This is a genomic window from Bacillus sp. UNC41MFS5 (assembly GCF_000686805.1).
This window is the reverse complement of record NZ_KK366018.1, coordinates 153,199-174,966: the sequence shown is the minus strand read 5'-3', so window position 1 is coordinate 174,966 and position 21,768 is coordinate 153,199. Positions and strand designations below refer to the sequence as shown.

Annotated in this window: 20 protein-coding genes and 2 pseudogenes; 11 read left to right on the top strand and 11 right to left on the bottom strand. The window is 37.1% G+C overall.

Going from position 1 to position 21,768, the window contains the following annotated elements; translation table 11 throughout:
- Positions 1–273: 273 nt before the first annotated feature.
- The 4 genes from BR30_RS0124395 to BR30_RS0124380 form a co-directional block, all read right to left on the bottom strand.
- On the bottom strand, positions 274–1,584 hold the full coding sequence (locus BR30_RS0124395) for a hemolysin family protein (RefSeq protein WP_026567288.1): 1,311 nt from the start codon (positions 1,582–1,584) through the stop codon (positions 274–276).
- A gap of 98 nt (positions 1,585–1,682) precedes the next feature.
- Entirely contained in the window at positions 1,683–2,096 is a 414-nt protein-coding gene (locus BR30_RS0124390) for a MerR family transcriptional regulator (RefSeq protein WP_026567287.1), read from the bottom strand.
- A gap of 160 nt (positions 2,097–2,256) precedes the next feature.
- On the bottom strand, positions 2,257–2,997 hold the full coding sequence (gene map / locus BR30_RS0124385; protein WP_026567286.1) for a type I methionyl aminopeptidase: 741 nt from the start codon (positions 2,995–2,997) through the stop codon (positions 2,257–2,259).
- 139 nt (positions 2,998–3,136) lie between these two features.
- A complete protein-coding gene (locus BR30_RS0124380) occupies positions 3,137–3,937 on the bottom strand; it encodes a hypothetical protein (RefSeq protein ID WP_026567285.1) in 801 nt (266 codons plus the stop codon).
- A gap of 113 nt (positions 3,938–4,050) precedes the next feature.
- On the opposite strand from BR30_RS0124380, the pseudogene BR30_RS36210 reads away from it, so the two are divergent.
- Together BR30_RS36210 and BR30_RS0124365 are read left to right on the top strand one after the other, a co-directional pair.
- Positions 4,051–4,460, top strand: a pseudogene (locus BR30_RS36210) (hypothetical protein); the annotation flags it as partial.
- Positions 4,457–5,044: a VanZ family protein gene (locus BR30_RS0124365; RefSeq protein ID WP_026567283.1), complete on the top strand. Its 588-nt coding sequence runs from the start codon at positions 4,457–4,459 to the stop codon at positions 5,042–5,044. The pseudogene BR30_RS36210 and the gene BR30_RS0124365, both read left to right, overlap by 4 nt.
- Positions 5,045–5,074: 30 nt before the next feature.
- Here the strand turns inward: BR30_RS0124365 and BR30_RS0124360 are convergent, their stop codons facing one another.
- A complete protein-coding gene (locus tag BR30_RS0124360) occupies positions 5,075–6,433 on the bottom strand; it encodes an arsenic transporter (RefSeq protein WP_035446101.1) in 1,359 nt (452 codons plus the stop codon).
- Positions 6,434–6,861: 428 nt separating this feature from the next.
- Positions 6,862–8,358: a hypothetical protein gene (locus BR30_RS36960; protein WP_051633768.1), complete on the bottom strand. Its 1,497-nt coding sequence runs from the start codon at positions 8,356–8,358 to the stop codon at positions 6,862–6,864.
- A 361-nt stretch (positions 8,359–8,719) separates the two neighbouring features.
- On the opposite strand from BR30_RS36960, the gene BR30_RS0124350 reads away from it, so the two are divergent.
- Both BR30_RS0124350 and BR30_RS0124345 read left to right on the top strand, forming a co-directional pair.
- The gene (locus tag BR30_RS0124350) at positions 8,720–9,805 is read left to right on the top strand and encodes a CotH kinase family protein (protein ID WP_026567281.1); all 1,086 of its coding nucleotides are present in this window, start codon (positions 8,720–8,722) and stop codon (positions 9,803–9,805) included.
- A 140-nt stretch (positions 9,806–9,945) separates the two neighbouring features.
- Positions 9,946–10,434 carry a hypothetical protein gene (locus tag BR30_RS0124345; protein ID WP_026567280.1) on the top strand — a complete coding sequence of 163 codons (489 nt, stop codon included), beginning with the start codon at positions 9,946–9,948 and terminating at the stop codon, positions 10,432–10,434.
- A gap of 255 nt (positions 10,435–10,689) precedes the next feature.
- Here the strand turns inward: BR30_RS0124345 and BR30_RS37490 are convergent, their stop codons facing one another.
- On the bottom strand, positions 10,690–11,490 hold the full coding sequence (locus BR30_RS37490; protein WP_231507800.1) for a hypothetical protein: 801 nt from the start codon (positions 11,488–11,490) through the stop codon (positions 10,690–10,692).
- 19 nt (positions 11,491–11,509) lie between these two features.
- Here BR30_RS37490 and BR30_RS0124335 point away from each other — a divergent pair, with 19 nt between their 5' ends.
- Positions 11,510–12,145 (top strand): hypothetical protein, encoded by a 636-nt coding sequence (locus tag BR30_RS0124335; RefSeq protein ID WP_197032405.1) that lies wholly within the window; start codon positions 11,510–11,512, stop codon positions 12,143–12,145.
- A gap of 191 nt (positions 12,146–12,336) precedes the next feature.
- Entirely contained in the window at positions 12,337–13,014 is a 678-nt protein-coding gene (locus BR30_RS0124330; protein WP_026567278.1) for a hypothetical protein, read from the top strand.
- Between the two features lie 124 nt (positions 13,015–13,138).
- On the opposite strand, the gene BR30_RS0124325 is transcribed toward BR30_RS0124330, so the two are convergent.
- Both BR30_RS0124325 and BR30_RS0124320 read right to left on the bottom strand, forming a co-directional pair.
- A complete protein-coding gene (locus tag BR30_RS0124325) occupies positions 13,139–13,780 on the bottom strand; it encodes a phosphatase PAP2 family protein (RefSeq protein WP_026567277.1) in 642 nt (213 codons plus the stop codon).
- A 319-nt stretch (positions 13,781–14,099) separates the two neighbouring features.
- The gene (locus tag BR30_RS0124320) at positions 14,100–14,471 is read right to left on the bottom strand and encodes a DUF2500 domain-containing protein (protein WP_026567276.1); all 372 of its coding nucleotides are present in this window, start codon (positions 14,469–14,471) and stop codon (positions 14,100–14,102) included.
- Between the two features lie 197 nt (positions 14,472–14,668).
- On the opposite strand from BR30_RS0124320, the gene BR30_RS0124315 reads away from it, so the two are divergent.
- Positions 14,669–15,061, top strand: coding sequence for a thiol-disulfide oxidoreductase DCC family protein (locus BR30_RS0124315; protein WP_026567275.1), 393 nt, complete (start codon positions 14,669–14,671; stop codon positions 15,059–15,061).
- 90 nt (positions 15,062–15,151) lie between these two features.
- Entirely contained in the window at positions 15,152–16,342 is a 1,191-nt protein-coding gene (locus tag BR30_RS0124310; RefSeq protein WP_026567274.1) for a M14 family metallopeptidase, read from the top strand.
- A 42-nt stretch (positions 16,343–16,384) separates the two neighbouring features.
- On the opposite strand, the pseudogene BR30_RS38170 reads toward BR30_RS0124310, so the two are convergent.
- Both BR30_RS38170 and BR30_RS0124300 read right to left on the bottom strand, forming a co-directional pair.
- A pseudogene (locus BR30_RS38170) lies at positions 16,385–16,483 on the bottom strand (VOC family protein); the annotation flags it as partial.
- 42 nt (positions 16,484–16,525) lie between these two features.
- On the bottom strand, positions 16,526–17,080 hold the full coding sequence (locus BR30_RS0124300; RefSeq protein WP_026567273.1) for a GNAT family N-acetyltransferase: 555 nt from the start codon (positions 17,078–17,080) through the stop codon (positions 16,526–16,528).
- 680 nt (positions 17,081–17,760) lie between these two features.
- On the opposite strand from BR30_RS0124300, the gene treP reads away from it, so the two are divergent.
- The 3 genes from treP (at position 17,761) to treR (ending at position 21,665) form a co-directional block, all read left to right on the top strand.
- The gene (gene treP / locus BR30_RS0124295) at positions 17,761–19,185 is read left to right on the top strand and encodes a PTS system trehalose-specific EIIBC component (protein WP_026567272.1); all 1,425 of its coding nucleotides are present in this window, start codon (positions 17,761–17,763) and stop codon (positions 19,183–19,185) included.
- Between the two features lie 84 nt (positions 19,186–19,269).
- Positions 19,270–20,937 carry an alpha,alpha-phosphotrehalase gene (gene treC / locus BR30_RS0124290; protein WP_026567271.1) on the top strand — a complete coding sequence of 556 codons (1,668 nt, stop codon included), beginning with the start codon at positions 19,270–19,272 and terminating at the stop codon, positions 20,935–20,937.
- 14 nt (positions 20,938–20,951) lie between these two features.
- Positions 20,952–21,665: a trehalose operon repressor gene (gene treR / locus BR30_RS0124285; RefSeq protein ID WP_026567270.1), complete on the top strand. Its 714-nt coding sequence runs from the start codon at positions 20,952–20,954 to the stop codon at positions 21,663–21,665.
- Positions 21,666–21,768: the final 103 nt, after the last annotated feature.

Here is a 21,768-nt window from a genome sequence, read left to right as displayed (position 1 = left end):
AGATTTTTTGATAATGAGACTTGCCAGCCCATACGTAAAGTATAGGTACATAATTTGAAGTTGCTGTTGAGGACGGGTGAAGAGTTTGTAAAAGATTTTGAATATTTATTAATTTTATAAAGGTTTTGTAAAGATTTTTACAGAATGTAGGTAGATTTATCGATAAAATGAAAAAAAGCTGCCCCAAAAAGGATGAGGATTAATCTCCTTTTTGGGGCAGCTTTTTTATGATTGTATAAAAAATACCCTCTTGATTAGACAAGAGGGTGTTAGTTAAGCGATGGATTCTTGTTTTGCTATTTTTAAAATTTCTAGTGATTTAATATGGTAACCATCGATTTCAAGAACTTTAAATTCATAATCGTCATATCGAACTTTATCGCCTTCGATGACATCCATTTTTTCGGATAAGATCCACCCACCGATGGTATCCATATCTGAATTTTCAAGATCAAGTCCGAATAAGTCATTGATTTCATCAATCAGTACTTTACCATCAACAATCGTTTTGTTTTCACTGATTTTATTAATTTCTGGTACTTCATCCGCATCAAATTCGTCACGAATTTCACCGACAATCTCCTCAAGGATATCTTCAACAGTTACTAAACCAGCAGTACCGCCATATTCATCCATTAAAATCGCCATATGAACACGTTCTTTTTGCATTTTTACAAGTAAATCATGAATTGGAATAGATTCAATTACCTGAATAACTGGACGAATATACTCTTGAATCGATGTTTCGACATTCTTACCTTTGATATATTCGGTAAACACCTCTTTCATGTTTACCATACCAATGATGTTATCTTTTTCGCCATCAATTACTGGGTACCTAGTATAATTTTCTTTCGTAACAATTTGAAGACACTCATTTAATGATTGTGAAATATCAAATGCCACTATTTCCGTACGAGGCACCATAATTTCATTGGCATTTCGATTATCAAATTCAAAGATATTGTTTACGTATTTATATTCCGATTGATTAATCTCTCCGCTTTTATAGCTTTCTGAAATAATTAATTGGAGTTCTTCTTCAGAGTGTGCGGCTTCATGTTCTGATGCAGGTTTCAATCCAAAAATTCCAACGATTAAACGAGCAGAACCATTTAGAGCTTTAATAAATGGATACATAATTTTATAAAAAAGCATCATTGGTCTTGCAAAAATCAAAGTGACCGTTTCTGCCTTTTGAATAGCAAAGGTTTTAGGTGCTAGTTCCCCTACCACGACATGAATAAATGTTACTGATGCAAACGCAAGGATAAATGAAGTGATACTTGAAATTGATTCTGGCATATTCAAGTAACTCAATAGCGGGTGAAGGATATGCTCAACCGTTGGTTCTCCTAACCACCCTAGTCCTAAAGCTGTAACAGTAATACCTAATTGACATGCCGATAAATACTCATCAAGATTTGAAACAATCTTTTTTGCCGCGATCGCGTTCTTGTTCCCTTCGCTAACGAGTTGATCAATACGTGTACCGCGGATTTTAACAATAGCAAATTCATACGCTACAAAAAATGCTGTAAAAGCAATTAAAATTGCTATTATTAGTAGATTACTAATTATCAATGGTCTCCTTACTTAAATAATTAAGTAAGGAATACACCTCCTGTTTTTTTACGTGTTTTGATTTGAATCAAATTCTAGCAAAATAGTTATCTGCATAATTAGCTAAACAGTACTAATAATGTTTGAGCCAATGTAACGCCTTCTGATGATAATCTATTTACCAACTTTTCTTTTTGTTGATCGTTTAATTTTTGAAGAATCGGTTCCATTACATGAATTTCTTCTTTTAGATGCTGCATAATACTAGCAATTTGTTCAAAATGCTTTTCAACTTTTTGTTTATCAATGGTATTGTCTGGTTTAATCAATTCAATCGAAGACTTTATTTCCTCTAGGGGCATATTAAGATTCTTATAGTGCTCAATCATATTTAAAATCTTAATAGACTCTTCTCCGTACAATCGATAATTAGAATCCGTCCGAATAGGGTTTAGTAAGCCTATTTGGGTGTAATAATCAATGGTCCGTTTAGAAATATTCTTCAATTTTGCTATTTCACCAATTCGATACAACTCCCCAAATTACTCACCCCTTCCAAATTAATGTTAATACAAATATACCACATTTCAAACCATACAGTCAACGTAACGGTTTGAAATGTGGTTTGAAATGTGGTTGTAAGTTTACAAAATAAAATATAGAACTGAAAAATGTTCTATATCTTACTTTTCATTATCGTGTTAAGATGACCGGTCCGTTTTTTGTGATAATTAACGTATGTTCGTACTGAGCCACAAAGCTTCTTTCTGTAACAAACGTCCAGCCATCATCAAGTTGAAATACTTCCTCATCATGAGTAGAAATAAAGGGTTCGAAGGCAATAACCATTCCTTCCCTTAACAATCCATTGTCAGAAGTTTCATTGTAATTATATATATATTCAGGTTTTTCGTGAATGGTTCGTCCAATTCCGTGTCCAGTCAGATTTTTAATCACCGTTAATCCATGATTTTTCGCTGTTTGGAATACCACTTTACCCATTCCATTAATTTTGGAGCCTGGCTTCGCTTTTTTAAGACCAGTTTCAAATGCTTCCTTTGCTACATCACAAATTTTGGTTAAAATTTCTTCCCCTTCTCCAACCACAATCGAAATACCAGTATCAGCAAAATAACCGTTCTTGGAACCTGATACATCAATATTTACCAGGTCACCTTCTTTGATCACTCGATCACTCGGAATTCCATGTGCTACTTCTTCGTTTACACTAATACACGTATAGCCTGGAAAATCGTATTCGCCTTTTGGAGCAGATATAGCTCCTTCCTTCTCAAATAAGTCAGCTGCTATATTATCGAGTTCTAAAGTGGTAATCCCAGGTACCGCCCTTTGCACTAATTCATCGCGGATGGCAGCAACAATTCTGCCAATTTCTTTCAAGCCATTAAAATCTTCTTCCGTCTTTGCAATCATTCTTTTTTCCCACCTATAATTTTATCTGAAATTACTTTCACCTATTAGATTGTACATTTATCTTCAGGTAAAATCCAAGTATAACAATTTCTAAGGGTAAAAAAATACAGAGTTAATCCAACGACTCTGTATTTTTCGATCATAATGATTTTATTTTTTTGATAAAACTTATTTCGAGTTGAAACTTTTCGAAGATTTCTTTGTAGGTGGAATTAATTAGATGCGGAAAGAGATTTTCGATTGCCTCATCATATTTTTGGCCTAATGCTTCCCGAAGAAAGACATATTCATGAAAGAGCAGCGCTTTTTCAAAATCAATTCCTAATTCATGTAAGCCTTTGTACAACTCTTTCTTAGGGATTTTTAATATCTTTTTAAATATTTTAATGTTTTTATCAATTAATTTTTCTTCGATATAGCGCGTCACATAATCAGTGTATACCATTTGCCCAATGGTATTTGTTTCATTTTTGGAATATTTGAAGCCAATCACTCGATCTTCTTTATTTTCACGGATAATAAAGGTTTTACTGCCTCGTAAATGGGTGATAAAATTTTTGACGCTCTTATCAAAAATTTTATCAAACTGAATGATTTTTTGCAGTTTTACGGCAAATTCAGTATGTTCCTCACCAACCACAAATAAGCGGTCAACAATCGGTAAAAGTTTTAAAACCCCTTCAGACAGTTGACTAGAAGCATCATAAATGATGATATCATATTCATTTTTCATTAATTTCACTTTTCTTTTTTGCTCGGTTAAAGATAATTTTGAAAATTCATGGACGAGTTCTTCGGATGTCACTTCTTTTTCTAAGGTCCCGTATGAAATATATGCTGCAGATGCATTTGTATTTAATTTAAGCCAGTTATAAATCGATAAAGCCAATTCGGTGACACCTGATTTTTCTTTTGGAGAGTAAAAGCCAACTAAATACATGTCCCTCACATGCCTTTTATTTAAATAATATTCAAAAGCCAAATAAGTGTTAAAGACAACTAATAAACATTTTTTAGAAAATAGTGATGTGTTAAAATAAATCTAATTCTTAATCAGATCCTAAATGTTATTTTGTTGATGATGAAAATTCACATGATTTATTTTTAGGATACGCGGTGGCTGCCTCGCGGTTGAAGAAGCAATTAGAACAGTTAGGTATCTTAGTCGATGAAAACCACTCTTTATTCGTTTACCTGCCATGTGGTGTCGGTGGAGGACCTGGAGGAGTAGCATTTGGTTTGAAGCAAATGTTTAAAGATAGCGTTCACTGTTTCTTTGCAGAACCGACACACTCGCCGTGTATGTTACTCGGATTAATGACAGTAAGGGAATGGATTATTTAGAAAAACATGATCTATTGAATAAAATGAACAATGCAGCTCATATTGTTTGGGCTACATGCGGGAGTATGGTCCCCGAGGAAATAATGGCAGAGTATTATCAAAAAGGATACTTTAAGTGAAAAAAACATTAACTTTAACTTTATTGATTTCATCCGGATTTTTTATGGTTTTATCTCCAGTATTTATTCGTTTAGTTTCTTATTTACACCCAATTGTATGGGTTGTTGTCCTGTTATGTATTATCTGTATAGTTGGATTCTTGGTCTTACTGCTCAGAAAGGAAAAGATTCATATTCCTTATCCAATATTTTTAAGCTTTTTAACTTTATACACGATTGCACTTGTGATTTTATTATTTTTCCGACCTACCGATCAAAGCTATAAATCAATCAATCTTGTACCCTTTACTACCCTTACATTTTATTTGTCAGGTAAAGTAAACTGGTTAATTGCTTTTTATAATCTAGTAGCTAATATTGTTTTGTTTATTCCCTACGGACTATTCCTAAGAATTAAACGTTTTTCTCAATGGATGACATTAATTATTGCTTTGCTGATGATTGCATGCATTGAAGTTTTACAATTTGTATTCCATCGCGGTAGCATGGATATTGACGACTTGATTTTAAATTTATTGGGGGTATATCTGGGCTTCGTTCTCTTTCGTTTTATTCGGAAAGTGGTGCATATCGTAATTTTTTAAAGGACTCATCGAATGATGAGTCCTATTTTATCATGCTGCAAATACTAGTAATAGCCATAAGTATAAGCTAATGAGGGTGAAGACCAATGTCGCAGGAATTACAACAATGGTAACTTTAATATATTCCCACCATGTTATTCTTATTTTATTTGTCTTTAAAATATGCATCCATAGGAGAGTTGCAAGAGTACCGATTGGAAGGATTAGCGACCCTATATCACTGCCAATGATGTTTGATAAGTATACGGTTTTTGTTAATAACGGAGTTAGTCCCATATCGGTCAAGGCAAAAGTGGATATCATTAAGGCTGGATGATTGTTAAAGATATTTGAGAGAAAGGCAGTGATTGCCCCCATGGTTAAACTTGCATGAAACAAACTGTCATTAACCATTGGTTTTAAATAGCTTAATAGAAGTTGCGATAATCCAATATTGTGTAATCCGTAGATGATGACATACATACTAAAGGCGAAGATTAATATATGCCACGGTATTTTTCCTGCCACGTCTTTTGGGTTTATCTTTAAATATACCCATCTCCAAATCAATAAGATAATAGAACCACACACAGCAACTAAAGAGACTGAGATGCCAATAAAGGAAGCGACGAAAAGACTAATCCTTACAAGGAAAACGAAGATAAGCATATTAATCATGAGTTTCTTTTGTTGGTCAAATAAGCTTTCGGATCCTTGTTGGAGTGGATGGTATGGGCGGTTTTTTTGCAGTGGGATTGAGTAGGAGTGGAAGCGGATTTCTGTTGGAATATCTTTCTTGAATACTAGGTATAAAAGATAGGATAAAAATAGTAATCCTAGTACTCCAGGAACAAACATCATTTCCGTTTGAAGATACAAATCCATACCAATGATTTTCAACGCAATTAGATTAACGATATTACTTACACCGATTGGGGCGCTTGAGGCAGTCGCAATTAACGCACCACTTAATAGGAATGGAATCTTCTGCCGGTTCTTTAACTTCAAATTATTTAATATTAAAATCAATATCGGTGTGGTTATTAATATACTTCCATCGTTGTTAAAAAATAGAGTCATCAAAAAGCAAAGTAATAAGGTATTCCAAAACAATCGTATTCCGGAGCCCTTTGAGAGCTTTAACATTAAAGCTGCTGTCCAACTAAAAAAGCCAAAGCTTTCGAGTACGATCGCCATAACGATTGTCGCGATAATAGTAATTGCTGCCCCAGTAACCTTAGAACTTATGTCAAGTAAATCCCCGATTGAAACGCTTCCACTTAAAAAGACGAGGATGGCGCCTACTGCAGCCGGTATTGCTTCGTTCATATTTTTGGGACGGATAAAGATCAGGACCATTGTTAGAATAAAAGCGAAGATGGTGATAATTACCGTCGATTGATAATACATAAAAGTTAATTTACTCCCTTCACCTAAGTTTCCTTCGTAATTTTCCGTTTATTCAATCTTGTCCTTTGCTTCATAGTACGTCCTAAAGCTCTGGCTTGTGCTAAACGAATATCTCGTAAAGGGAGTAAATCAGCGTTTAACTAGAAATATTTTAGAAAATATATCTAGATTTTTACCTATTGTTTTAAAAAATAGCTCTGTTAAATTTGGTTGTTGATTTCCGCTCCAGGGGCTCGCTTTCCGCGGGCGTGCCGGAGAGCCTCCTCGGCGCTTTAGCGCCTGTGGGGTCTCCCCTGCCCCATACTACCGCAGGAGTCGAGCGCCTTCCGCTCCAATCAACAGAGTAAAAAACAACAATATCGTTTAACAGAGCCTTAAAAATAGTTGCGTGTCCCTAATGTTTTTTGTTGGGTTTATGTACGAATTAATCAAAAAAACCGATACTGTTTAAGTATCGGTAGTCTACTTATATTCTCAACCTTAATGGCCACTCTTCCCGGTGCTGCTACTACCAGAGTTACTGCTGCCAGAACTGCTGCTGCCAGTGCTGCTGCTGCCAGTGCTGCTCTTGCCAGAGCTGCTCTTGCCAGAGCTACTGCTACCAGAGCTGCTCTTGCCAGAGCTACTGCTACCAGAGCTGCTCTTGCCAGAGCTACTGCTACCAGAGCTGCTCTTGCCAGAGCTACTGCTACCAGAGCTACTGCTACCAGAGCTGCTGCTGCCAGTGCTGCTGCTGCCAGTGCTGCTGCTACCAGAGCTACTGCTGCCAGAACTGCTGCTGCCAGAGCTGCTGCTGCCAGAACTGCTGCTGCTGCCTTGTTGTCCTTTAGGAGCTTTAGGAGCTTTAGGAGCTTTAGGCCCTTTTTGTCCTTTGCCGCTGCTGGAACTTCCACTGCTGCTTGAGCTGCCGCTGCTTGAACTGCCAGTGCTGCTACTGCCATGACTGCTACTGCCAGTGCTGCCACTGCCAGTGCTGCTACTGCCAGTGCTGCCACTGCCAGTGCTGCTACTGCCAGTGCTGCTACTGCCAGTGCTGCCACTGCCAGTGCTGCCACTGCCAGTGCTGCTACTGCCAGTGCTGCCACTGCCAGTGCTGCTACTGCCAGTGCTGCTACTGCCATGACTGCCACTACCAGTGCTGCCACTGCTTGAACTGCTACTGCCACTGCTTGAACTGCTACTGCTACTGCTTGAACTGCTACTGCTTGAACTGCTACTGCTTGAACTGCTACTGCCACTGCTTGAACTGCTACTGCCACTGCCAGTGCTTGAACTGCCAGTGCTGCTACTGCCAGTGCTGCTACTGCCATGGCTGCTACTGCCAGAGCTGCTGCTGCCAGTGCTGCTGCTGCCAGTGCTGCTGCTGCCAGTGCTGCTACTGCCAGAGCTGCTACTGCCAGTGCTGCCACTGCCAGAGCTGCTACTGCCAGTGCTGCCACTGCCAGTGCTGCTACTGTCAGTGCTGCTACTGCCAGAGCTGCTACTGCCAGAGCTGCTACTGCCATGGCTGCTACTGCCAGAGCTGCTACTGCCAGAGCTGCTACTGCCAGAGCTGCCGCTGCTGCCTTGTTGTCCTTTAGGTGCTTTAGGTGCTTTAGGCCCTTTATGTCCTTTGCTGCTGCTACTTCCTGAGCTGCCGCTGCTTCCACTTCCAGAACTGCTACTGCTGCTTGAGCTGCTGCTACTTGAGCTGCCGCTGCTTGAGCTGCCACTGCCTTTACTTCCGCTGCCGGTGCTGCTGCTACCTGAGCTGCCACTGCCTTTGCTTCCGCTGCCGGTGCTGCTGCTACCTGAGCTGCCACTGCCTTTGCTTCCGCTGCCGGTGCTGCTGCTACCTGTGCTGCCACTGCCTTTGCTTCCGCTGTCAGTGCTGCTGCTACCTGTGCTGCTACCTGTGCTGCTGCCGGTGCTGCCAGAGCTTCCACAGCTACTGGTGCTGCCGCTCGTGCTACTACTAGTGCTGCTACTGCTGTTCTTTCCAGTAGATCCTGTACTATCTGACTTTGACTTATTGCTGCTCTCTTTTTTACTTACAGGATTGTTATCTAAAAAGCCAACTAAGCCATTTTCTTTAGCTTGTGAAAGTAAATGCTCAATATCAAGCTTTAGTACCATTTTCCCACCACTTTCCTAAACATTTTTTCTTTTCTATTTCAGATTATGATGATTTCATCTATTTGACATAGACAATCATATATTTTTTTAGTCTGATATTTTTTAAGTTATGCACACATTCGCTTGTGAGGATGCATATATCTAGAAAAAATATGACTTAGGAGAATTCAAGTGTTAAAATATGAAATTTTAATTAATCCCAAGTGGTTAAGAAAATTGGATAACGACATTTGGAATGATGAATTAGTACCAGCGATATTAAAAATAGGTGAAGATCGTATTAGTATTAAAGTAGCTTATCGAGGTAACGTAATAAGGGATAAGAAAAAAAAATCCTATCGCATAGTGTTTCAAAAGCCGTTCAAGGTCAATGGGACCCATGAAATTCACCTTAATGCAGAATTTTCAGATGTATCTTTAAGCAGGAATAAATTATCGCTTGATTTCTTTGATCGAGTTGGCGTCATCTCTCCACACTCGCAGCATGTTCTGTTGTATATCAATGGTTATAATAAGGGTATTTACTTAGAGATTGAATCCTTTGATCAATATCTCCTTAAAAAGAGAAAACTGCAGGATGGACCTATTATTTATGCAACCAATAATCGAGCAAATTTCTCCTTATTAACAAAGAAAAAAGAAATAAAAAAAAGGTTGGATCAAGGATACACTTTAAAATACGGAGATAAAGAGGATATTCATGATTTACGTAACTTTATTGCCATGATTAATACGCTAAATAATGAAGATTTTGCAAAAGAAATCCCAAAAGTATTGGATGTAGAGAAATACTTAAAATGGGTAGCTGGAGCGGTATGTGTTCAGAATTATGATGGTTTTATCCATAATTATGCATTATATAAAAATGGTGAAACAGGACTTTATGAAATTTCTCCTTGGGATTATGATGGAACCTGGGGAAGAAATCTTCATGGAAGAAAACTTGATTATGACTATGTTCCATTAACTGGATATAACACACTTTCTGCAAGACTTTTCCACTTTCCACAATTTAGAAACCTTTATAATGAAATTTTAACAAGTATTCTAGATAACGATTTTACTCTGGATGTTCAAAAACCTATAATTGATGGCTTATTCGAAACCTTAAAACCACACATTAGTCTAGATCCGTATGTAAATTCTACAGCTGATACCCTTGAGCAAGAAAAAAAGGTTTATTTTAATTTTATAAAAAAAAGAAATGCTTATCTAAAGAAAGAATTAAAATCATTTTTTAAAGTGAAGAGTATATGAAATTTAATCATATACTTTTTTTTTTGCCTATTTTTTTCTAAAACAGGAAAAAAAGGCTACTTTATTAGTACAACATCATCCCGTGATACATATAGATGCAGTGTAAATGTTTATTTAATTTGAAGGAGGAAAAGATTTTTATGAATAGAGACATGATGAAGTCTTTAGTGGGTAAAATTGTTAAGATTGATCGTGGTGGTCCAGATTCAAGAATAGGTAAATTAATGGACGTTAATGATGACCATCTCGTCCTTCTTACAGAAGATGATGGTGTTGTATACTACTGCACACATCATATTAAAAGTGTAACGGAGAATGCAAAGGATCAGCTAGAGTTCGATATTGAGATTCCTGAAGGATTCGAATATAAGCAAGCTGAAAATTTTCAGGGGATGTTACATTCCTTAATGTACCAATGGGTCAAAATTAACCGTGGAGGTCCAGAGAAATTAGAAGGTGTATTGGGCGAAGTAAATAAGGATTATGTTTCATTAATCAATAAAGAAGAAATCGTTCGTCTCTCGATGTTCCACATTCGTAATATTAGCTACGGATTAAAAATCGAAAAGCCTGAAGAAGAAGAGGCTGAAGCACAAGGTAATGGTAAAAGCGAAAACAAGAAAAAATAAAAACCATATCGCTTCTCATTAAGAGAAGCGAAATGGTTATCTCTAAGGAGGACTTTTAATGGGTTTAGATAAAATCTCATCCTCATTGGATTTATTATTAGGCTACAATGTAAATCTATATATAGGTGAAGAGATGGTTACTGGTAAACTGATTGGTGTAGAGAGAGATCACATCATCATGGAAGACGAAAATAATTATGTCTTTTATTATAATTTTGAACAGATTCAAGCCATCACAAAAAATACAAAACTATTTCAGAGTGAAGAAACAACAACCAATTTTTTAAGAACACAAAGTTTAACTGAGGTGTTAAACTCCTTTAAAAATTCTTGGGTATCTGTTCTATGCGTAAATAAACAAAATTTTAGTGGCATAGTGAGCGTAGTGGATGAAGATTTTGCAACACTTATAGATGGAGAAGAAAAAATCTTAATAAAATTAAACCAAATTACTAATATTTTAAAAGGATACATTAATGACCAAGCAACAAACGCTGAATCAACTAATGCTAGTTCGCAAAGCAATAAATCTAATTCCTCATCCCAAAAAAGTGATAACAAATCTAAGAATAAATCATCTTCATCATCTTCATCATCTTCATCATCTTCATCATCTTCATCATCTTCATCATCTAAAAGTAGTAGTAACAAATCTAAGAATAAATCATCTTCATCATCTTCATCTTCATCATCTGAAAGTAGTAGTAACAAATCTAAGAATAAATCATCTTCATCATCTTCATCTTCATCATCTAAAAGTAGTAGTAACAAATCTAAAAATAAATCATCTTCATCATCTTCATCTTCATCATCTAAAAGTAGTAGTAACAAATCTAAGAATAAATCTGATTCATCATCTTCATCATCCAAAAGAAGCGATAACAAATCTAAGAATAAATCTGATTCATCATCTTCTTCATCTTTATCATCCAAAAGAAGCGATAACAAATCTAAGAATAAATCTGATTCATCATCTTCTTCATCTTCATCATCCAAAAGAAGTGAGAACAAATCTAAGAATAAATCTGATTCATCTTCCAAAAAAAGTGATAACATTACAGTAAATAATTTAGAAGTGATCTCAAAGGAAGACAGCAGCAAATCCGCTAAATCTCCATCACTAATGGAATGTGAAACGGAGCAAGTGGTTACTGATAAGATAGACGTAGTCGAACCTAATAACACTATGGTCTGGTCACAGCCAATTAAAATTGAATCTACAATGGTTCAAACCAAGGATGAAATTCCTACAAATATCTTTAGGTCAAAAAAATCTCATACAAGTGAAAAGGACTCTTCAAAATCATCCGTTGAAATGAGAACGAAGGATAAAAAGTCTGAAGAAACAAAGTGGAGCAATGTTAAAGATAACCATCAATCAGAGGGAATGAAATCAGTAAAAGAAACAGCAACTCTTGTAAATACAGAAAATAATCCAGCACCACCGTTTAAAGTACAACTGACTGAAGTAAGAGCAACAAAAACACAAGAAACAGCAAATACTGCCGCTTCACAAAACGTAACATCGAAGAAAACAGAACAAACAATACCAGCTGAAACTACATTTAACAGCAGTCAAAATGTATGGAAACAAAAAGAGCCAGAGCAGAAGGTACTTCGTTTTGCTGGTGAACCAGGAAATATTGAAAACCCAAGGACTTTCCCTTTTGCGGGATGGCCAAACAGAAACAACCGGGCAACTAGATTTTAAATTTATGAAATATAAATGGAAAATTGAATAGAAGTATTTGTTTAATCCCCAAATTTCCCCTGTTAAGATCCCCAAACCCCATACAAATATGAGGTGGGCATTTCAAAACAAAGTATCCAAGATATCGTTTAAACGTGTTTTCAGCCCTCCTCTATTTGTAAATGGGAAAACAAAGGAAAGGATGTGAGTATATGAAGTTGAAAGATAATATCGGTAAATATATCAAATTAGAGATTTCAGGGAAGAAATACATTAAAGGATTACTTATTGATGTAGGCAGCGATTTATGGGTTATTTTTAATGGATATGACTACCTTTACATCCCTGCTATACATTGCCAAAACTGGCGTTATTTAACCCAAGATGAAATTAATGAGTTCGATGGAATTTCCCTTAATGACGAACCAACACCTATTTATAATAATAACGAAGAAATCTCATTGCGAAAAACATTAACAGCCGCCAAAGGGATTTTTACAGAAATTTATGTAACGAGTAACCAGGCTTTACATGGTTATATCATTAGTATTATGAATAATTATTTTGTCTTCTACTCGCCAATTTATAAAACCATGTTTATATCACTGAACCATTTAAAATGGTTAATTCCATACACAAATAATCAACGTCCATACGGTCTAAGTAACGCAAATCTGCCTGTGAATCCAAGTAATATTACCTTTGCAAGATCATTTGAAGTTCAAATTGAAAAGTTAACTGGGGAATTGATTGTCTTTAATATCGCGGAAAATGAACATGTTATCGGAAAGGTAAAAGCGATTAAGGATAATTTTGTGGAATTAATTGGCGCAAAAGAAGATCCGGTTTTTATTAATCTTCAACATATTAAAACAATCCATATGACTTAATTTCTAACATTAAAGTGTTCTAGTGGGTAATTAGTGAACAAGCATCAGCTTTTTTCAAAAAAAAACAGAGTGTCCAGAGACACTCTTTTTATTAGGAAGAATTTATACTTATTAAATTAACAAACTATTTTTCTTTAACGAAAGCTGTTTCTGTTTTATGGTTAAATGACAATAATTCGAATGCAATCCCATACAGGAATGTAACAAGGAACATGGATCCAATCATATCAAAAATGACATGCTGCTTTACAAATAGCGTTGATATGATGATTAACGTCCCAATAATATGAATACATAAATGGTGAATGACTTGTTTATTTTTAATATGAAGTGAAGCAAGCATGATTGTAAAAGTAGTAAGCACATGGATACTTGGGAAACAATTAAAAGGACGATCATGGTCATAAATCCATTGAACAAGATTATTAAACGTATTATCCCCAACAATGGTTGGTCTTGGAACTGTTGTTTGGAAAAAGAAATATATAACAAAACAAATTAACTCTCCCACAACAATTAATATCAACGTCTTCAGGTATACTTTTGTGTCCTTAAAACAAAAGTATACAAGATACCCAAAGATATAGGCATACCAGATGATATAGGGAATGATAAACACTGACAAAAACGGAATCGCATGGTCAATAGAAGTACTAATATCGATTGATCTATGTGAACGTAAATTTAATAATTCATATATCTTGGCCAATGCGGGAATGACCAGCAAGAAAAGTAAGTAGGGAGCTCTTTTTATTATATTCTTCAAGTAAGTCCCCTCCTTTAACAATTTGTAATTTTCTAGATTACTAACTTGAAAATGTCGAACACATTCCATAATACCATAAAAATCGTGGAAATAAACGAACTTTCCCAATTTCTTAGGTGAATATACATGGAAATTAAATTCCTCTTATGTCTTTAAATGGTGTCATTACATGATGACATTACACATTAAATGGTGTCAGGCACCAGTCGTGGACACTTCGGATATTTGTCCGTATCCAGTGGACAGTGTTCGTAAAAAATGGAGAAACCATTAGTTTTTGGTTTCTCGTGTTTGTTCTTTTTTTAGTATCCTCTACTCCCTATGCCCGTGCTTGGTTTCGTGTAAATCCATGGTATCTTGTGCCTTGGAAATTTAACTCGCCGACATCGCCTTCTGCCAGTAGACCATAATCCCGGCCGCTCACACTGAATTCCATCCGGTCACCACTTTCAACTTGAAATGTGGCATAGTACCATGTACTGGAAGACTGATCATCTCCCCCTCCACTCACTCTCATTCTTTTAGAGACAACAACTGCCACTACAGTTAAGCGAGGTTGTTTATTATTATGACTCCACGTTTTAATCCCTTTAATAATCGTAAACAAAATGAAGCCCGCTACAAGAACAATAAAAATAGGGATAATGATGAACATAATATCAAAGATCTCAAAACCATCATTAAAGCCCATTCCCCTGCCCCCTTCTATCTCTATCCATATGAAGATAAACTAATTTATTTGGCCCTCTGCTCAAATATATAGGATGGATTTCCTGTTTTGCAAGAATATTTTTAATAGTGAAAAATTCAAATCGCCTATACAAGTGCCCATTATGAAAATATGCTAAACTAAGGACAACATACACGAAGGAATAAGGTGGTGAAACTTTGGATCGGATCATTTTATTTGATGGAGTTTGTAATCTGTGCAACAACAGTGTGCAATTTATAATAAAAAGAGATACTAATGGCATTTTCAAGTTTGCTTCTCTCCAAAGCAAGACGGGCCAGTCACTTTTGAAAAAGCATGGCTTGAACAATGATTTAAATAGTTTCGTCCTTTTAGAAAATGGTAAAGCGTATGTTAAATCAAGTGCAGCACTTCGTGTTTGCAGTAAGCTGGGCAGTGCGTGGCCTCTATTATCGATTCTTCGGTTCCTCCCTCCTTTTTCTAGGGACTTTCTTTATGACATTGTGGCCAAAAACCGATATAAATGGTTTGGAAAAAAAGAAACCTGCATGCTTCCATTGCCTGAATGGAAGGAAAGATTTTTAGAATAATGGTTCGCCTGACAATCTAATTCTAACTAATATTTTATTCTCTAAAGCATAGATATTATTAAACAAAATTTTTAAGGCAGGAGGGCATAAATGGAGATTGTTGTTAGACAAGGAGATTCACTATGGAATTACGGCCAGATGTTTCAGGTTAATTTACAACTCATTAATGATTCCAACCCAAAAATCGATTCCAATAATCTTTCTGTCGGCCAGAAGGTACGAATCCCGGGTTTTGTTGCTAAGGAATATCAGATACATCAAGGGGACTCCTTATGGAGCATTGCTCAAAAGATGAACCTCCCTCTTGAAGCAATGGAGTTGACTAACCCTGAATTAGATGCCTCAAACCTCAGTCCTGGCCAAACCATAAAAGTTCCAACCAGGATAAACTGGAGATTAGTGCAAAATGGACAAAAATATGATTACAGCAATCTGCTAAAAGATATCAACAGATTAAAAGAGATATATCCATTTTTACAAGTTTCAAACATCGGAACAACTGTTCTCGGAAGAGACATTCCTGAGATTATGATTGGAACAGGTGAAAAAAAGGTTCATTATAATGGTTCGTTTCATGCCAATGAATGGATTACTTCCTTGGCGATTATGACTTTTTTAAATGATTACCTATTATCTTTAACAAATCATCAACCTATCCGAGGACTTAATGCTTTTCCCCTTTACCAACAAAGTACTTTATCAATTGTCCCAATGGTAAATCCAGATGGAGTTGACCTCGTATTAAACGGACCACCTGATCAGGAAGAATGGCAAACAAGAGTGATTGAATTTAATAAAGGAAACACAGACTTTACAGAATGGAAAGCAAATATTAGAGGTGTTGATCTTAATGACCAATTTCCGGCGAGATGGGAATTAGAGAAAGCGCGGAACCCAAATGAACCGGGACCACGAGACTATGTGGGCGAAAAACCATTATTAGAGCCCGAAGCCATTGCGATGGCCAATCTGACAAAAGAGCGGGATTTTGCTCGGGTGTTGGCCTTCCATACACAGGGTGAGGTTATCTACTGGGGATTTGAGAATCTTGAGCCAACTGAGTCTGAGGTGATTGTCCAAGAATTTAGCCGCGTCAGTGGGTATGAACCGGTGAAAACGATAGCCAGTTACGCAGGTTACAAGGATTGGTTTATTCAAGATTGGCAGCGAACAGGATTTACGGTTGAGCTCGGACATGGAATCAATCCCCTTCCCTTGTCCATGTTTGATGATATGTATAAAAAATCACTGGGAATTTTCTTAGCAGGTCTTTATATGTAAGAGAGGAGGCGAAGAAATCCAGCCTCCTCTCTCTTTATTTTATTAAGATTTTGTATGATTTAAATCCCAAATTACACCATAAGCATCTTTGACCTTCGCGTATTTTGCTCCCCATAAAGTATCCTGCAGTTCCATGAAGATTTGACAACCTGCTAAACAAATAAGTTATTTTACCATTCCGGACTATGCCCCTTGATACGACGCCTTATGGAACTTTTCAATATATTTAAACAGTTCCTCACCGTGTTTAGGTATATTGGTGTCAGGCACCATTATTAAATACATAGCACGATAGGATTCGGGGACCCAAATGTAATGGTGTATGTATTCGGTCATTATGAATCCGCACTTTTTCCAGAATTGGTTTCTGGCTAGTGTTTCGGGTGTCTCTTCAGATTCTACTTCAATTACCAAGCTTTTTGCATTTCCTTTGGTCAGGGCCCAATCTTGGATATACCGCATCATATGCCTTCCCATCCCGCGATGCTGCCATTTAGAATCGACAGCAAGGTAATCAATGATTAAAGCATCGGTTCCTTCCAGCTTACCTGTTACTGCCATGGCAACTACCTGATTCTCCACTATTCCGATATGTAAAAAACAAAGTTGTTTTCGAAACATATTGTGTATGATTTTCTCCGGCTTTGCTCCCTTTCCATCGAATGCATGGTGGTAAATAGGGCTAATCTGATTATTCCATAACTGTGCATCCCATTTACTAATTGTATTAAATTCCAATGTCTTTTTGCCTCCTACGCCCTTCATTTATTACCAAAGTACCCAGGAATCATGATTTTTATTAAAAATGGCTGTGTTAAACTTGTCTGTTGATTTCCGTTCCAGGTACTTCGCTTTCCGCGGGCGTGCCGGGGAGCCTCCTCGTCGCTTTGCTCCTGCGGGGTCTCACCTGCCCCGTACTCCCGCAGGAGTCTTCGTGCCTTCCACTCCAATCAACAGAGTGCCAAAATCAACATTAACGGTTAACACATCCATAAAAAAAGAACCTTTGAATGAATTCAAAGGTTTAAATGAGAACTTGGTGGTCTATGCCAAGTCCCTAATTAGGAGGTCTAAACTCAGAAGAATTTAAACATCTTTATATTAACATTTTCTAAAAATTCTATCAATCATTATTGCTTTAAAGTGCAAAAGTCCTACAAAAGGCACAGAAAAAAACAAGAAATTCCCTTTTTTATAAATTGAATTTTCATTGTGGATTTTACGTTATTTGTAAAAAAACTTATAAAATTTATCGTTGACACACATGTATATACAAGTTAGAATGAAAACGTAATCACAACTTGTATATACAAGACGCGATGTTTGATTGAGAACGCACCCATAACTTGTATAGAGAGTGAGAAAAAAATAGAAGATAGAAAATGGGGTTTTACCCATTTAAACAGGGGGAAAGACAAATGTCGAACTACACAGATCCTTCAAAAGATCTATTAAAGCACATTGGCGGTAAGGAGAACATTGCTGCGGTCACTCATTGTGTGACAAGAATGCGCTTTGTTTTAAACGATCCAAGCAAAGCAGACATTAAAGAAATCGAATCCATTAAACTTGTAAAAGGTACTTTTACACAAGCTGGACAATTTCAGGTCATCATTGGGAACGAAGTATCTAGCTTTTATAATGAATTTGTCAAAATTGCTGGTGTCGATGGTACGTCTAAAGAAGATGCAAAAGTAGCAGCACAACAAAATATGAACTGGCTGCAACGCATGATGGCCCACCTCGCTGAGATCTTTACGCCTTTAATACCAGCTCTAGTTGTTGGTGGTTTAATCCTTGGCTTTAGAAACATCATTGGAGATATCAAATTACTTGATGGTGGAACAAAAACAATTACCGAGGTTTCTCAGTTCTGGGCAGGTGTCCATGCCTTTCTTTGGTTGATTGGTGAAGCTGTTTTCCATTTTCTGCCAGTAGGAATTACCTGGTCGGTTACGAAAAAAATGGGTGGATCACAAATCCTTGGTATTGTTCTTGGGATCACGCTCGTTTCTCCGCAATTGCTTAATGCTTACGGTGTAGCGGATGCAAAAGAAATTCCTTTCTGGGATTTCGGTTTTGCGAAAATTAAAATGATTGGATACCAAGCACAAGTAATCCCTGCCATTTTAGCTGGTGTAGTCCTTGCTTTCTTAGAAACAAGATTACGTAAAATTGTTCCAAATTCCATTTCTATGATTGTCGTTCCATTCTTGGCGTTAATTCCCACTGTATTAATCGCTCATACAGTATTAGGCCCTATTGGCTGGAGCATCGGTTCTGGTATTTCTCATGTTGTGTATTCTAGCTTAACCTCAGCATTTGGCTGGATTTTTGCGGCAATCTTCGGATTTGCTTATGCCCCACTTGTTATCACAGGTTTACACCATATGACGAATGCGATTGACTTACAATTGATGAGTGAACTTGGCGGTACGAACCTGTGGCCAATGATTGCTCTATCAAATATTGCTCAAGGTTCTGCTGTTCTTGCAATGATTTTTATTAATCGTAAAGATGAAGAAGAAAAACAAGTATCGATTCCAGCAGCCATCTCTTGTTACTTAGGAGTAACAGAGCCGGCAATGTTCGGAATTAACTTAAAGTATGGCTTCCCATTCCTTGCTGCTATGATTGGTTCAATGATTGCAGGTGTTGTCTCAGTTGGTAGCCACGTTATGGCTAACTCTATCGGTGTAGGTGGTATTCCTGGATTCCTATCTATCCAGGCGCAGCATATGGCAATGTTTGCGATTGCCATGGTAGTAGCCATTGTCGTTCCATTCATCCTAACGATGGTATTTGCTAAAACACGCATGAATAAATTTTCTTTTAAAAAATAACAGCAAAATCACATAGTTTGGAGGGAGACATACTCCCTCCTTTTCCTCATTAGAAACTTATTTAAATTAGGCAGGTGTTGGAAAATGACAACAGCATGGTGGAAAAAAGCAGTCGTCTATCAAATCTATCCGAAAAGCTTTAATGATACGACCGGGAATGGTACCGGTGATATTCAAGGTATCATTGAAAAATTAGATTACCTAAAACAACTAGGTGTAGAAGTCCTTTGGCTTACTCCTATCTACAAATCTCCACAACGGGATAATGGCTATGACATCAGCGATTACTACGCTATTCATGAAGAATATGGAACAATGGAAGACTTTGACCGATTGTTAGCAGAAGCCCACAAACGAGGCTTGAAAATTATTATGGATATCGTCATTAATCACACATCAACAGAGCATGAGTGGTTTAAACAGGCAAAAAGCTCTAAGGATAACCCCTATCGCGACTTTTATATCTGGAAAGACAGTAAGAACGGTCAAGCACCAACGAACTGGGAATCAAAATTTGGTGGTTCGGCATGGGAATATGACGAGAACACGGAACAGTACTACCTCCATTTATTCGATGTTACCCAAGCGGACCTTAACTGGGAAAATGAAAATGTGCGTGCTGCCCTATACGATATGATGCACTTTTGGTTAAAAAAAGGTGTCGATGGCTTCCGTCTCGACGTGATTAATTTAATTTCCAAAGATCAAAGCTTCCCTCAAGATGACACTGATGGCCGTAAATTCTATACGGATGGACCAAAAATACATCAATTTTTACATGAAATGAACGAACAGGTATTTTCGAAATACGACATAATGACCGTTGGTGAAATGTCGTCAACGTCCATCGATAACTGTATTAAGTACTCTAACCCAGCACAAGAAGAGTTAAACATGACTTTCAGTTTCCACCACTTGAAGGTCGATTATCCCAATGGTGATAAATGGACTAAAGCAGACTTTGACTTTCATTCCTTAAAACAAATATTATCTGACTGGCAAGTGGGAATGAATCAAGGCGGCGGCTGGAACGCTCTCTTCTGGTGTAATCATGACCAACCGCGGGTCGTGTCACGTTTTGGAAATGATCAAAAGTATCATAAAGAGTCAGCTAAAATGCTGGCAACTGCCCTTCATTTGCTTCAAGGAACTCCATACATTTATCAGGGGGAAGAAATTGGGATGACCAATCCAAACTTCAATTCGATTGATGAATATCGTGATGTGGAATCTTTAAATATCTTTGATATCAAGAAAAATGAAGGCATGGACGAGCAGAAGATTATTGAAATCTTAAAACAAAAATCCCGTGATAATTCAAGAACACCTATCCAGTGGAATGCAACTGCGCATGCAGGTTTCACAAATGGGACTCCATGGATCCAAACAGCGCGTAATTATCAGGAAATCAATGCGGAAAAGGCACTCAAAGATTCAAACTCAATCTTTTTCCATTATCAAAAACTGATTCAATTGCGAAAACAGTATGATGTTATTACGGATGGAGAATATCAGCCGATTTCCAATCAGGATGATGCTGTATTTGCCTATCTAAGAACAAGTGATACGGAACAATTACTTGTCATCAATAATTTTTATGGCAAAGAGCATACCTTCGTCCTCCCTGCTCATTTACATCTTGAAGTGGATGATAGTGAGATGTTACTCTCTAATTATGAGGATTCGATTTCACTTGGACAGGAAATCTTATTACGGCCATATGAGTCGATTGTGTATTACCTGAAAAGATGAACGGAGATGTCATTATGACGAACAAGTACCTAACAATCTATAACATCATTGTCGAGCAAATTAAAAGCGGTGAGATGCCGCCCCAAACACTTCTCCCCTCTGAAAACGAATTAAAAGATCAATTCGAGACATCCAGAGAGACGATCCGGAAGGCATTAAATTTGCTCTCACAAAATGGCTATATTCAAAAAGTTAGAGGTAAAGGTTCGATTGTAATCGACATCAGCAAATTTGATTTTCCGGTTTCGGGGCTAGTAAGCTTTAAAGAACTTGCTAATAAAATGGGCAGTAAACCGAAAACGATTGTAAATGAACTGGAATTAATAAAGCCCGATGGCTTTGTCAGGCAGCAGCTTCAACTAGGAAGTAAAGACCTTGTGTGGAAAGTCACTCGGACAAGGGAAATGGGCGGCGAGAAAATTATCTTGGATAAAGATTTTCTAGCAAAAAAATTCGTTCCTTCCCTGACAGAAGAAATTTGCGCTGATTCGATTTACCAATACATTGAAAATGAATTGAACTTGACGATTAGCTTTGCCAAAAAGGAAATTGTCGTGGAGGAGCCTTCACAAGAAGACAGATCCCTACTAGACTTAGAAGGTTTTCACAATGTTGTCGTCATTAAAAACTACGTATATTTAGATGATGCCACCCTCTTTCAATTCACCGAATCAAGGCATCGTCCCGATAAGTTTCGATTTGTCGATTTTGCACGGAGATCCCATTGATTTCAGAAAAGAAGACCGCTTTTCAATAATAGCGGTCTTCTTTTCATTCTACACCGTTTAGAAAGGATTTTTATCCATGAAGTTTGCTACAATATAAATATCC

Bases quoted from the DNA above. Each gene is read 5' to 3' on its own strand.
- map (WP_026567286.1), bottom strand. From the start codon at position 2,997: ATGATTGCAAAGACGGAAGAAGATTTTAATGGCTTGAAAGAAATTGGC.
- BR30_RS0124380 (WP_026567285.1), bottom strand. From the start codon at position 3,937: ATGTATTTAGTTGGCTTTTACTCTCCAAAAGAAAAATCAGGTGTCACC.
- BR30_RS0124360 (WP_035446101.1), bottom strand. From the start codon at position 6,433: ATGTATTATCAATCGACGGTAATTATCACCATCTTCGCTTTTATTCTA.
- BR30_RS0124345 (WP_026567280.1), top strand. From the start codon at position 9,946: ATGAATAGAGACATGATGAAGTCTTTAGTGGGTAAAATTGTTAAGATT.
- BR30_RS37490 (WP_231507800.1), bottom strand. From the start codon at position 11,490: ATGTTATCACTTTTTTTGGAAGATGAATCAGATTTATTCTTAGATTTG.
- BR30_RS0124330 (WP_026567278.1), top strand. From the start codon at position 12,337: ATGAAGTTGAAAGATAATATCGGTAAATATATCAAATTAGAGATTTCA.
- BR30_RS0124320 (WP_026567276.1), bottom strand. From the start codon at position 14,471: ATGGGCTTTAATGATGGTTTTGAGATCTTTGATATTATGTTCATCATT.
- BR30_RS0124310 (WP_026567274.1), top strand. From the start codon at position 15,152: ATGGAGATTGTTGTTAGACAAGGAGATTCACTATGGAATTACGGCCAG.
- treP (WP_026567272.1), top strand. From the start codon at position 17,761: ATGTCGAACTACACAGATCCTTCAAAAGATCTATTAAAGCACATTGGC.
- treC (WP_026567271.1), top strand. From the start codon at position 19,270: ATGACAACAGCATGGTGGAAAAAAGCAGTCGTCTATCAAATCTATCCG.
- treR (WP_026567270.1), top strand. From the start codon at position 20,952: ATGACGAACAAGTACCTAACAATCTATAACATCATTGTCGAGCAAATT.